General features: G+C 53.7%; 11 protein-coding genes. 6 read left to right on the top strand and 5 right to left on the bottom strand.

Features of this window, described 5'->3' with window-relative positions:
• Positions 1-90: 90 nt before the first annotated feature.
• Entirely contained in the window at positions 91-2652 is a 2562-nt protein-coding gene (locus N512_RS0109700) for an acylase (RefSeq protein WP_028780195.1), read from the top strand.
• Positions 2653-2768: 116 nt separating this feature from the next.
• On the opposite strand, the gene N512_RS0109695 is transcribed toward N512_RS0109700, so the two are convergent.
• Entirely contained in the window at positions 2769-3218 is a 450-nt protein-coding gene (locus N512_RS0109695) for a GNAT family N-acetyltransferase (RefSeq protein WP_028780194.1), read from the bottom strand.
• Positions 3219-3521: 303 nt separating this feature from the next.
• Between N512_RS0109695 and N512_RS0109690 the strand changes: the two genes are divergently transcribed.
• Positions 3522-4844 (top strand): dicarboxylate/amino acid:cation symporter, encoded by a 1323-nt coding sequence (locus N512_RS0109690; RefSeq protein WP_028780193.1) that lies wholly within the window; start codon positions 3522-3524, stop codon positions 4842-4844.
• Positions 4845-4930: 86 nt separating this feature from the next.
• Here the strand turns inward: N512_RS0109690 and N512_RS0109685 are convergent, their stop codons facing one another.
• Positions 4931-5344 carry an META domain-containing protein gene (locus N512_RS0109685; RefSeq protein ID WP_025886935.1) on the bottom strand — a complete coding sequence of 138 codons (414 nt, stop codon included), beginning with the start codon at positions 5342-5344 and terminating at the stop codon, positions 4931-4933.
• A 94-nt stretch (positions 5345-5438) separates the two neighbouring features.
• Here N512_RS0109685 and N512_RS0109680 point away from each other — a divergent pair, with 94 nt between their 5' ends.
• A complete protein-coding gene (locus N512_RS0109680; RefSeq protein ID WP_028780192.1) occupies positions 5439-5648 on the top strand; it encodes a hypothetical protein in 210 nt (69 codons plus the stop codon).
• 56 nt (positions 5649-5704) lie between these two features.
• Here the strand turns inward: N512_RS0109680 and N512_RS22715 are convergent, their stop codons facing one another.
• Together N512_RS22715 and N512_RS0109670 are read right to left on the bottom strand one after the other, a co-directional pair.
• A complete protein-coding gene (locus N512_RS22715; RefSeq protein ID WP_051472739.1) occupies positions 5705-6565 on the bottom strand; it encodes a GGDEF domain-containing protein in 861 nt (286 codons plus the stop codon).
• 129 nt (positions 6566-6694) lie between these two features.
• Positions 6695-7642 carry a deoxycytidine triphosphate deaminase gene (locus N512_RS0109670; protein WP_028780191.1) on the bottom strand — a complete coding sequence of 316 codons (948 nt, stop codon included), beginning with the start codon at positions 7640-7642 and terminating at the stop codon, positions 6695-6697.
• 129 nt (positions 7643-7771) lie between these two features.
• Between N512_RS0109670 and N512_RS0109665 the strand changes: the two genes are divergently transcribed.
• Together N512_RS0109665 and N512_RS0109660 are read left to right on the top strand one after the other, a co-directional pair.
• Positions 7772-8308, top strand: coding sequence for a GNAT family N-acetyltransferase (locus N512_RS0109665; RefSeq protein WP_156029142.1), 537 nt, complete (start codon positions 7772-7774; stop codon positions 8306-8308).
• 26 nt (positions 8309-8334) lie between these two features.
• Positions 8335-8664: a hypothetical protein gene (locus N512_RS0109660; RefSeq protein WP_037474648.1), complete on the top strand. Its 330-nt coding sequence runs from the start codon at positions 8335-8337 to the stop codon at positions 8662-8664.
• A gap of 65 nt (positions 8665-8729) precedes the next feature.
• Here the strand turns inward: N512_RS0109660 and metK are convergent, their stop codons facing one another.
• Positions 8730-9881 carry a methionine adenosyltransferase gene (gene metK, locus N512_RS0109655; protein ID WP_025010015.1) on the bottom strand — a complete coding sequence of 384 codons (1152 nt, stop codon included), beginning with the start codon at positions 9879-9881 and terminating at the stop codon, positions 8730-8732.
• Between the two features lie 445 nt (positions 9882-10326).
• Between metK and tkt the strand changes: the two genes are divergently transcribed.
• A complete protein-coding gene (tkt, locus tag N512_RS0109650; RefSeq protein WP_028780188.1) occupies positions 10327-12321 on the top strand; it encodes a transketolase in 1995 nt (664 codons plus the stop codon).
• The last annotated feature ends 38 nt before the right edge of the window (positions 12322-12359 follow it).

Below are 12359 nucleotides of genomic sequence, written 5' to 3'. Positions count from 1 at the left end.
CACGACAGACCCGTATGGCTTTTGGGGAGTTGTATTGTTCAAGGGGCTGGGCCTTGTCGGATAAATGGCATTAAAAAAGAGATAATTATAATGAAATTCAACAAACTCATGTACGCCATGGGGCTGGCAGGCACCCTGGCACTCGTTGGCTGTTCGGATGACGACAATGATCAGAACCCGCCTCCGGTCGACAACACACTGCAGGCATTTGCACCGGACGGCAAGCTCTCGGTCAGCGTTCGGCGCACCAGTTTCGGTGTACCTCACATTCAAGCCGACAATTTGGAAAGCCTGGGATTCGGTAACGGCTATGTGCAGGCGCAGGACAATCTGTGCATCCTGGCCGATGGTTTTGTTAAGGCCAACTCAGAGCGTTCCATGTATTTCGGCCCCCATGCCAGCCTGGACTTCACCACAGGGATCCCGGCCCGGGAAGACAATGGCAACCTGATCTCCGACTTTGCCTATAAGGCGCTCAAGGTCAGAGCTCAGGCCGAGGCCAAATGGCCTGAATTCAGTGAAAACTCCCGGGCACTGATCAGCGGGTTTGTCGCCGGCTATAACCGGTATTTAAGCGATGTGGCCGAAGGCAAGCAACAGGCCGAGCCCTTCTGTGCCGGGCAACCCTGGGTCAAGCCTATTGAACCTGAAGATGTGGTGACCTACCTGTTTTCAATTGCCTTGTTACCGGGGGCGGCCAACTTCCTGGATCTGATCTTTTACGCCAATCCGGGTGATGGTGATGAATATCTGCCGCGAATAGTCGGCCCTGCTCCGGCCTCTGCCGCCCAGACCGCTTTTGTCAATGACATCTACAGCAAGCTGATTGCCAGAGCCGCCAATATTGCCACCCCGGAGACCAACCCGGGTGAACTGGGCTCCAACGGCTGGGGCCTTGGCAAAGACAAGACGGAAAACGGCAAGGGCATGGTGCTGGGGAACCCGCACTTCCCGCATACGGGTAACCTGAGGTTCTGGCAGTCCCATGCCACCATTCCCGGACACCTGGATGTAATGGGCGGCTCTCTTGTCGGCATGCCGGGCCCAATCAATATTGGTTTCAACAAAGATCTCGCCTGGACCCATACCTTCTCCACCGCCGAACATTTTGTGGTCTATAACCTGGAGCTGGTTTCCGGCGACCGAATGCAGTATCTGGTTGACGGTGAGCCTATGCCTATCAGCAAGGAAACCGTGAAGGTGCTGGTCAATGCCGGTCCGGCGGGTATGCTGGTAGCCGAAAAAGATATCTATACCACTCCCAAGGGACCTATAGTCGAAGCGCCTGCTACCCAGGCACCTTTTGGCTGGGATGATGGCCAGGCCTTTATGTTGCAGGATGCCAACATGGCGACCATGGATCCCGTGGATCACTGGCTGGCGATGAACATGGCCGCCAACAAACAGGAATTTGTGCAGGCATTTAAAGACTATGACGGCATGATCTTCAATAACACCATGTATGCCGACAGGGAAGGCAACGCCTTCTATATCGATGACTCTACCGTGCCGGGATTATCCGAGGCGGCTGTGGTATTGCTGAAGACTTCCCCTGAGATCAAGGCGGCCAAGGCGCAGGCTGGCTTTACCATATTGCCGGGCAATACCTCACTGTTTGCCTTCGATGGCCCCACGCCTTTCGAGCGGGCGCCTAAGTTGGAACGCACAGACTTTGTGCAAAACTCCAATAACTCCTTCTGGTCTACCAACCCGGCCGAGCCGCTGGAGTATTTCTCCCCCATGTATGGCCCGGAGCGTGGCCAACTGAGCATGAGAACCCGCATGGGGCTCAAGCTGCTTGGTGATGCCGCCGGTAGTGATGGCAAGTTCAACCTGGATGAACTGGAGGCGGCAGTGCTCAACAACCGCAGCTATCTGGCCGAAATGGTTTTGGATGATCTGATTGCCCAGTGTGAGGCCAAGGGCAGTGAACCTGTAATGGTCGGTACCCTTGCCAAGGATATCAGCGCTGCCTGCGCGGCGCTCAAGGCCTGGAATGGTCATCAGGACAACGACAGTAAAGGCGGCGCTTTGCTTCGGGAATTCGCCCACCTGTTCAATGACAAAACCATGTTGACCCAAGGCTTTGATTATTTGCAGCCGGCGACCACTCCCACAGGGCTGAGTCCTGACGGTTCGGCGCTCACTGCGCTGGCACATGCCGCGCTCAACCTGGAAGCGGCCGGTTTTGCCGTCGATGCGCCCCTTGGCAGTGTGCAGTTTGTCGAGCGTTCATTGCCGGATGGCAGTGCCAGTGGCGTGCGTTTGCCCTGGCCCGGCAGTCATCATGCCGAGGGTGGTTTCAACGTATTTTCCACTAAGACCAGTGGTGACGACACGCTTATCCCGCAGCACTCTTACGCTCCGGCAACCGATATTCTGAGCGGCAAAGCGCTGGATTCCGGTCTGAGCGCCAAGGGCTATCAGGTTCGTTATGGCTCCAGCTGGATGATGGCGGTGAGCTTTACCGATGAGGGCCCGGAGGCGAGAGGGATACTGACCTACTCAGAGACCAGCAATATTCTGCGTCCCGAGTTTGCCGATCAGACCGCGCTCTACTCCAGTGAGAAACGTTTCCGTCCCTTGCTGTTCAAAGAAGCGGATATTGATGCGGCAACCGTATCCAAGATGGAACTGACGCTCGAGCGTTAAGCGCTATTCTTTCAGCTTCAATGCCGCTCATCTCGATGAGCGGCATTTTTTTACTTGTGGTTGCCAACTCAGTCAAAGTGGCCTGGTTAACGTGACAACCGATATTTGCGCTGAACTTAGGCAGGCTTTTCCTCGTACATGAGGTAGTGGCTCTGACTCATGCCCAGTGATTGGTAAGCTTGTTGGGCTCGGGTGTTTTCCTGCTCCACATAGAGCCTGAAGCTGGCTGCCCCACCTTGCTTTTCGGCCAGCGTCTTGACCTCCTGATACAGGGCGCGATAGATGCCTTTTTGTCTGTGCTCCGGCTTGATATAGACGCTCTGGATCCAGTAGTAGTCTGCGGCGCGCCAGTCACTCCACTCGAAGGTAACCATCAAGGAACCTGCGATTTCACCTTCGATTTCTGCTACCAGATAAAAACCTTTGGCGGGATTTTCCAGCAGGGTGCTGACGCCCCTGCTTAGGGTGTCACTGTCCAGTGCCAATCCTTCTGTTTCCTGAGCCATCGCCTGGTTGAAAGCCACCAGGGCCTCGGTGTCTTTTGGGGTACCTTTTCTTATTAGCATAGTTATTCCTTTGAGTTCTGTTTGCTTGAATGCTCGTAGGGGCGGGCACAATTTATCAGCAGTCCTATGTTGGTGCAAAGGGGGGACTGGATTAAAAGTCGTCATTTCCGGTTTTACCTGAATTACCCTGGCTCGGCTCAAGATAACTGCTCAAGGTAACTCAAACCTGCAACCGGGCAGCGTGATACAGATCATCCTTGCTGCAGACGAGCTGTGCTAAACTCGCGCACCGGCCTTGATGTCTGATCTCGGCCATCCGCCAAGGATATGGCCCCTCTCTTTTTCAAATATCAAGGTTTACACATGTCAAAACACCAACCTTCACTTGTCGGCCGTCTATGGTCACGCTGGTCGGGGCTGCCGCTGTGGCTGAAAATACTGATAGGTATGGTTCTGGGGATGAGTACCGGACTGATACTGGGTAAAGATGCCATCTATCTCAAGCCCATAGGGACTCTGTTCGTCAACACCATCAAGATGCTGATAGTGCCATTGGTGTTCTGCTCGCTGATAGTGGGTGTGACCTCAATGCAGGATACCGCCAAGATGGGGCGGATAGGTTTCAAATCTTTTGCCTTCTATCTGGGGACCACTTCCATTGCCATCAGCCTGGGGTTGATAGTCGGTTCAGTCATACGTCCGGGCTCAGGGCTGAATATGACCCCTGAGGTCGGTACCGAAAAGGCTACCCAGGCGCCTTCTGTAATGGAAACCCTGATCAACATAGTGCCCACCAACCCGGTATCGGCTCTGGCCGAAGGGCAGATACTGCAGGTGATAGTATTCGCCGTGGCACTGGGGATAGCCCTGGTGTTGATTGGTGAGCATGGCAGGCCAGCGATTCGTGTATTCGAGAGCCTGGCGGAAGCCATGTACAAGCTGACCGATATGGTAATGAGTCTGGCGCCCTATGGGGTGTTTGGCTTGATGGCCTGGGTGGCCGGTGAGTACGGCATGGAGATGCTGCTGCCGCTCATTAAGGTGATTGTTGCCGTTTATATCGGTTGTTTCCTGCATATTGTCGGCTTCTACAGCCTGGTATTGAGTGTGTTTGCCCGCCTCAATCCACTGCAGTTCTTCAAGGGGATCAGCAATGCCATGGCGGTCGCCTTCACCACATCCAGCTCGGCGGGCAGTCTGCCTGCCAGTATGAAGTGTGCCAGCGAATACCTGGGAGTGAACAAGAAGATTTCCAGCTTTGTGCTACCGCTGGGCACCACAATCAACATGGATGGTACCGCCCTCTATCAAGGGGTGACCGCGCTGTTTGTGGCACAAGCCTTTGGCATAGACCTTACCTGGGTCGATTACATCACCATTATTCTGACCGCGACCTTGGCTTCCATAGGTACTGCGGGTGTGCCCGGTGCCGGCTTGGTGATGCTGACGCTGGTGCTGACCACTGTAGGCTTGCCGCTGGAAGGGGTGGCGATAATTGCCGGTATCGACCGTATTCTGGATATGGCCCGAACTGTCGTTAATGTGTCCGGCGACTTGGTGGCAACCACTGTGATTGCCAAGTCGGAAAATGAGCTGGATATAGAGCACTATAACGCTGATATGCAGCAGAGTGCTCTGATAGCCGAGCAGAATGCCGTCAGCGCTGCAGAGGAAGGGCGCAGCTGAATTTTGCAATATGAGCGCGACTGAGAGTGTGTTGCAGTCATAAAAAAACCGCCGGAGGGCGGTTTTTTTATGACTTGAGGCAGAACTCAGAGGCTGCTGAGTTGCAGTAACACCTTGCCGTCATCGCTTTTGAGCAAGAGTTTGCCATTGCTGACTTCACCTTGGGTTACCTGAGGCAAAGCTTGCATCACCAGTTGCTCCTGGGCCATCAGGGCATCGACACAGGCTTTCATTGTGCTGCCGGCCGGGGAAAGTTTCAGCTTCTGACCTTCCTGGGAATAGGTTCCGAAGAAGTTATTACAGCTGTTGTTGCCGGACAGTTTGCCGTCATTGGTAAAAACCAACTGGGCAGGGCTGTAATCTATAGTGGGTTGCCCCATAATGCTTTCTACATGCCAGCTGCCTTCCAGTGGCAGATACTGACCTTGGGTATCCGGGGTGGTTTGGCATGCAGCCAGACCAAATAGCAGCGCAGCGGCTACGAAGGTTTTCTTAATCATGGTCATTTTTCCATTAGTCTATTAAGCCTCTATAGTGTGACAAGAATAGCGCGGATTAAAAAGGGGGAGAAGGGTGATATCCAGGGCTAACTCAGTGATAGGCCTTCTGAAATTGTTACATTGGATAGGTGTGTTAATGCTGCTTGGCGGCATTGGGCTTTACATGTTGACCGATATGGCACTTGAGGTCAGTGGAATGTTGATCATTGCCTCACTGATAGGTTTGGGGTTGGTATTCATGTCCCCTTATCCCGTGGTTATTTTTATCCAATGGGCCAAGGCTCAGGATCAAAAACCGCAATAATCGCCCAAGTTCGCAGCTTGGTTTACTCAACATAAGCGGCTTATCCCGGATTGGCGTTAAGTTTTATATTGCAGCAGATCTTGCTCTGCTTGTTCCAACATGGGTGAGAGTTCGAAGTGGGAGTCCGGTGCAAAGAAGCTTTGCCCCACCAATAACTGCAGGCCACAATCACTGCGGCTGACCTGCTTTTTCAGGCGACTGGCGAGGATATCCAGGTGCGCCTGGCTGTCCACAAATGCCAGAATAATGAACTGGTTGTGATTCAATCTGGCACATATGTCGGCTTCGCGCATGTTCTCCAGTATCACCCGTGCCAGCATTTTCAGGGATTGTTCCTGCTGCAGTCCGGCAATACGGTTTGAATCCAGCTCCTTGCCTTCCAGCAGCATAAGCCCGGCATGGGAGCCCAAACGGCGACTGAGGCTCAGTTGCCTCGGCGCCAACAGATTAAAGCCTCTGGGGTTGAGCATACAGGTGAGTTCATCCTGCAGAGATAGAGACTCCAGCTGCTCCATCAGTTGCAACTGTCCAAGCTCGGCCTTGAGCAGCGCCAGCATAGGCTCGAGCAAAGACTGCAACTGCTCTAATGCCACCTTGGGTTTGCCATTGAGGATCAGTAATTCGCCAAACAGCTTGCCATCGGACCAATGAAGTGGGTACTTGATGGTCTCCGCCGGGTTAGCTGCAAAGTGTTGCAGCAGGGAGGCGATACCTTCAAATTCAGTTGGGATTTCAGCCGCCGGGCTGTGGCTCAGGACCTGCAGCTTGGTATCTGGCATATGTTGCAGTAACAGCACAGTTTGGGCGTGAAACATCTCTCTGACAGTAACCAAGCGACTCTGCCAATGGTCGAGCTGCAAAGGGTCGTTGGGATGGTCTCTTAAGCTGCTGGTTCTTTCCGTCAGTTGCGCATGCATATAGTTATAGTATTTGTGATGGCAAGGATTGCCTCAGAATACCCAACTGCGTGCGTTAATAAAATGAAAACATTCGGTTATTGGATCTGGGTCTTTTTAACGTCTCTTCTGTGCTTTGAATCAAGGGGCTCATGCTTCTTTCTTTTGCTGTTTGGATGACTTGAGTCCCGCCCTGGCACTTTCCAGCATAGGCGCCAGCTTGGCGGCAGAGTCAGGGCTGAAAAAGCAACTGCTGGAGTCCAGTTGTAATGGGGCCGAAAACTGGCTCATCTGCCGTTCAAGGCGTTTGATGATATGCTCCAGATCCCGCTCCAGATCGACAAACACCAGCAGGACATATTGGCTGTCGTTATAGTGGGCAGCGATATCTGCGGTTCTTATGGTATTGAGGATCAGGTTGCCGAGTTCTCTATGGTGACGTGCCAGCGTTTCGGCATCCATATTCATCCCGGGTATCAACTCGAAAAAAATAATGCCTGAATGAGCACCGAAGCGGCGGCCGAGATTAAGCTGCCTGGGTGCCATCATGATAAAGCCGTAGTGGTTGAGCATGCCGGTTTCCCGGTCGCGCATGGACAGCGACTCAATTCTGTGACTCTGGCATAAGAGCGCCAAGTCTTGCTGCAGCAGAATTTGGAACGGCTCCAGCATATAAGGGCTTATGTGTTGCTGTTCGTTGGCATGGGCATTGATGACACACAGGCAACCGAATACCGAGCCGTCGGGCCAGAGCACTGGCCGGGATAGAATCCCCAGGACATTGCTGAACTCTTTTGGGTTGTCATCATTGGTGGAGCGGGTGAGATCCAGATTGACGCCCTCGGGTGGGCTATCGACCATACGCTGGAATACACTTTCATCTGCAGAGAATACCTTGCCGGGCGGGAACCTGTGGCTGGCATCGGCGGCGCTGACAATGACTTCGAATCCCTGATCTGTCTTTTGCAGCACAAAGACTTTGTCGGCCTGGTAGTAACGTTTCATTAGCTCACATTGATGCATCCAGCGAATAAGGTTGAGTCTGTGGCTTTCATTTTCCAATAGGCTCTTGCCTGGGTCTATGGTATCCGGGAGCATATCTCTTCCTGAGTCGAGTGGCTTAAGTTCAACTTTAAGTGTGGAAGCAGTATGGGAATTTCGCAAATCGAGTGCGGCTGCAACAGGCTTTGGCTATAATGCGGCTTCTTTTATTGCTGAGTCTTTTTGATGCCGGAAACCATGCAATACCGCCAGGCTGAGGCGGCCGATGTTGAGACGATAGCCAGCCTGGAGCAGCGCTTCGGCCAGGACGAATTGAGTGCCAGAGAGCGTACACAGGGCATGCAAGGGCAGGGCTTTTCAGCCAAGGAGCTTGAACCTCTGGTGGCCGCCGGTCATGTGTGGCTGGCGTTGGACGCGACTAAGGTAGTCGGTTATCTGATAACCGGCAGTTGGGATAAACTCAAGCATTCGCCTTTATGTCAGGCCCTCAGTCGGCAACTGGCCCAGAATCGCTTTGACCTGGGGCTGAACTGGCAGCAAACTCTGCATTACGGCCCGGTTTGGGTGCATCCTGATTATCGTGGCAAGGGCGTGTTTGATAAGCTTTACGGCACCGCCAGAGCCAACATCAGTGCGCCTTGGCTGGCACTGATCGCCGAGGACAACGAGACGTCTATACGAGCCCATAGCAGGGATGGCCGCATGCGCACCCTGGACTTTGTCACCCTTTGCGGCAGGGATTTTTATCTGCTGCTGGGCTAACAGCCGCTTTGACGCGGGAGAGCAAGATGCAAAACACGCCAGAAACCCTACTGCAAGCCTGTGAGTCGCTAAGGCTATCTGCCTGGGATAATGTCAGATACATGGTGTCTGTTTTGGCGCTGCAGGGCGAACAGGCAAAGGCCTTTGAAGCCCAAATCGATGGCAAGCCGCATTATCTGCTGCAAGCCTTGGGCGTCTGTTTCGACTGTGGGCGCAGCAACAGTTATCAGGTGCAGATCCGTCTGTTGACCGATACCGAATTCACTCCAATGAAAGTGTTGGATATCACGCCGCTATCGGCCGAGCAGTTGGGTTACCTCTGTATGGAAACGGCTCATTTCGATCACTGCTACTGAGATATCGCCTGATAAATAGATATAAAAAAACCGCCCTGAGGCGGTTTTTTTGCAAGCTGAGTCTATTACAGACCTGCGTCGGCGCGCAGGGCTTCAGCCTTGTTGGTTTGCTCCCATGGGAACTCATCACGGCCGAAGTGACCGTAAGCGGCGGTGCCTTGATAGATGGGACGCGCCAGATCCAGCATCTCGGTCAGGCCGTATGGGCGCAGATCGAAGTGCTGACGAACCAATTGGATCAGCAGCTCTTGCGAGACTTTGCCGGTACCGAAGGTTTCCACACTGATGGAAGTCGGTTCGGCCACACCAATGGCGTAAGACACCTGGATTTCACAGCGATCCGCCAGACCGGCAGCCACTATGTTCTTGGCAACGTAACGGGCAGCGTAAGCGGCGCTGCGGTCAACCTTGGATGGGTCTTTACCTGAGAAGGCGCCACCACCGTGACGGGCCATGCCACCATAGGTATCAACGATGATCTTGCGACCGGTCAAACCACAGTCACCCATGGGACCACCGATAACGAAACGGCCGGTTGGGTTGATGAAGTACTTGGTGTCCTTGTTCAGCCACTGGGCTGGCAATACTGGCTTGATGATGGTTTCCATCACGCCTTCCACCAGATCCGCCTGACTGACGCTGTCGCAATGCTGGGTAGAAAGTACCACGGCATCGATACCGACAATCTTGTTGTCTTCGTAGGCGAAAGTCACCTGAGACTTGGCATCGGGACGCAGCCAAGGCAGAGCGCCGCTCTTGCGTACTTCGGACTGGCGCTTAACCAACTGGTGAGCATAAGTGATAGGAGCCGGCATCAGCACGTCAGTCTCATTGCTGGCGTAACCGAACATCAGACCCTGGTCACCGGCACCCTGTTCTTTGGGATCGGCACGGTCTACACCCTGATTGATATCGGGGGACTGCTTGCCGATGGCGTTCAGTACCGCACAGCTGTCGGCATCAAAACCCATATCTGAGTGGGTATAACCTATTTCGCGAACGGTTTTACGGGTCAGTTCTTCAATATCGACCCAGGCAGAGGTGGTGACTTCACCGGCTACCAGTACCATGCCTGTCTTGACCAGGGTTTCACAGGCTACACGGGCCTTGGGATCCTGAGCCAGAATCGCGTCGAGTACCGCATCAGAAATCTGATCGGCGATTTTATCTGGATGTCCTTCTGAGACCGACTCAGAGGTAAACAAGTGTTTTGCCATAATTCGGAAAATCTCGTCTGTGGAATTCAAACGTGTAGAAGCATCTACATCTAGACGGCCATTTTAGTAGAATTCGACTTGGATGACACCCCTTGTCGCAAATATTTGTGCGCCATGGCGCAGGAATCGGCTCAAATGACTAAAATCTTTTTTTACTGTTTTCAGCTATTTTGCTGAAATTTATCAGATTCATCTGTATCTGAATCTAGACTTTTCCTCTGGCAATTCAGCCTTGGCATTTGCGTTGAAAGCGATCAGCGGACAGGCAAGTTGACAGCTTTGTGAGCGGCAGGCTTCGCAAATGAGGCGCAAATGTAAACACAAAGCAAAGCCTGGGCTGCTTTTGGCGCCGTGGGTGGGCGAATTTTATTTGCGTCCTTCTGCCCGGTAGGGGAAAATATGGCTCCATTTTGCCCAAGACCTCTAAGATCAAGCAGGAGAGAGCATGTCTTCCCGTAAAGAACTCGCTAACGCTATCCGTGTTTTAAGTATGGACGCTGTCCAAAAGGCCAATTCCGGCCACCCCGGTGCTCCCATGGGGATGGCAGATATCGCCGAAGTCCTGTGGCGGGATCACCTCAAGCACAACCCTGTGAACCCTCAATGGGCTGACCGCGACCGCTTTGTGCTGTCAAACGGCCATGGTTCCATGCTGCATTACTCACTGCTGCATCTGGCGGGTTATGATCTGGGCATTGAAGATCTCAAGCAGTTCCGTCAACTGCACTCACGTACTCCGGGCCACCCTGAATATGGTTATGCTCCCGGCATCGAAACCACCACAGGGCCTCTGGGCCAAGGCATCACCAATGCCGTAGGTATGGCGATTGCGGAAAAGACTCTGGCGGCTCAGTTTAACCGTGACGGTCACGATATTGTCGATCACCATACTTATGTCTTCATGGGTGACGGCTGTCTGATGGAAGGTATCTCCCACGAAGCCTGCTCTCTGGCCGGCACTCTGGGTCTTGGCAAACTGATCGCCTTCTGGGATGACAACGGTATCTCCATCGACGGTCATGTTGAAGGCTGGTTCAGTGATGATACCCCCAAGCGCTTTGAAGCCTACGGCTGGCACGTGGTTGCCGGTGTCGACGGTCACGATCCGCAAGCTATCAACGCCGCCATCGAAGCCGCCAAGGCCGATCCGCGTCCATCGCTGATCTGCTGCAAGACCATCATAGGTTACGGTTCTCCCAACAAGTCAGGTTCTCACGACTGCCACGGTGCGCCGCTGGGTGATGCTGAAATCGCCGCCGCCCGTGAATTCCTGGGCTGGAAGCACGACCCATTCGTGATCCCATCTGAAATCTATGCCGCCTGGGATGCCAAGGAAGCCGGTAAGGCCGCCGAAAGCAGCTGGAACGACAAGTTCGCCGCCTATGAAGCCGCTCACCCCGCACTGGCTGCCGAGCTCAAGCGTCGCCTCAACGGTGAACTGCCAGCCAACTTTGACGCCGATGCCAAAGCCTATATAGAGCAGCTGCAGGCTAACCCTGCCAATATCGCTTCCCGTAAGGCCTCGCAAAATGCCCTGGAAGCCTTCGGTAAAATACTGCCGGAATTCTTAGGGGGCAGTGCTGACCTGGCGCCTTCCAACCTGACCATGTACTCAGGTTCCAAGCCTATTTCGGCCGAAGATGCCAGCGGCAACTACCTGCACTATGGTGTGCGTGAGTTTGGTATGACCGCCATCATCAACGGTATTGCCCTGCACGGCGGGTTTGTACCTTACGGCGCCACCTTCCTGATGTTTATGGAATACGCCCGTAACGCCATGCGGATGGCTGCGCTGATGAAGGTGCAGAACATTCAGGTCTATACCCACGACTCCATTGGCTTGGGTGAAGACGGCCCGACTCACCAACCGGTTGAGCAGATTGCCTCTTTGCGTATGACTCCCAACATGAGCACCTGGCGCCCATGTGACCAGGTAGAATCTGCCATTGCCTGGAAGTACGCCATAGAGCGCAAAGACGGTCCAACTTCACTTATCTTCTCGCGTCAGAACCTGACCCAGATGCCACGCAGCGCCGAGCAACTGAGCGATGTGGCCAAGGGCGGTTATGTGCTGGTGGATTGCGAAGGCGCGCCTGAGCTGATCATCATTGCCACCGGCAGCGAAGTCGAGTTGGCGGTTAAGGCACAGGCTGAGCTGGCCGCTACTGGCGCCAAGGTGCGTGTGGTTTCCATGCCATCTACCGACGTATTTGACCAACAGGACGCGGCTTATAAAGAAGCCGTACTGCCAGCCAATGTCACAAAACGACTGGCAGTGGAAGCGGGCATAGCCGATTACTGGTATAAATATGTGGGCCTGAACGGTCGCATTATTGGCATGACCAGCTTCGGTGAGTCAGCGCCTGCCAATCAGTTGTTTGAGATGTTCGGTTTCACTGTAGATAAAGTGGTTGAAGCCGGTAAGGCTCTGCTCGCCTGAGCCGCGCCTGCCTGATTGGAAATGACTGTGCGGCAACC

Origin of the sequence: Shewanella sp. 38A_GOM-205m (assembly GCF_000518445.1) — a bacterium.
Classification (GTDB): domain Bacteria; phylum Pseudomonadota; class Gammaproteobacteria; order Enterobacterales; family Shewanellaceae; genus Shewanella; species Shewanella algae.
This window is presented reverse-complemented; position numbering and strand designations above follow the sequence as displayed.

Bases quoted from the DNA above. Each gene is read 5' to 3' on its own strand.
- N512_RS0109695 (WP_028780194.1), bottom strand. From the start codon at position 3,218: ATGCTAATAAGAAAAGGTACCCCAAAAGACACCGAGGCCCTGGTGGCT.
- N512_RS0109670 (WP_028780191.1), bottom strand. From the start codon at position 7,642: ATGCTCCCGGATACCATAGACCCAGGCAAGAGCCTATTGGAAAATGAA.
- N512_RS22715 (WP_051472739.1), bottom strand. From the start codon at position 6,565: ATGCATGCGCAACTGACGGAAAGAACCAGCAGCTTAAGAGACCATCCC.
- N512_RS0109700 (WP_028780195.1), top strand. From the start codon at position 91: ATGAAATTCAACAAACTCATGTACGCCATGGGGCTGGCAGGCACCCTG.
- N512_RS0109690 (WP_028780193.1), top strand. From the start codon at position 3,522: ATGTCAAAACACCAACCTTCACTTGTCGGCCGTCTATGGTCACGCTGG.
- tkt (WP_028780188.1), top strand. From the start codon at position 10,327: ATGTCTTCCCGTAAAGAACTCGCTAACGCTATCCGTGTTTTAAGTATG.
- metK (WP_025010015.1), bottom strand. From the start codon at position 9,881: ATGGCAAAACACTTGTTTACCTCTGAGTCGGTCTCAGAAGGACATCCA.
- N512_RS0109665 (WP_156029142.1), top strand. From the start codon at position 7,772: ATGCCGGAAACCATGCAATACCGCCAGGCTGAGGCGGCCGATGTTGAG.
- N512_RS0109660 (WP_037474648.1), top strand. From the start codon at position 8,335: ATGCAAAACACGCCAGAAACCCTACTGCAAGCCTGTGAGTCGCTAAGG.
- N512_RS0109685 (WP_025886935.1), bottom strand. From the start codon at position 5,344: ATGATTAAGAAAACCTTCGTAGCCGCTGCGCTGCTATTTGGTCTGGCT.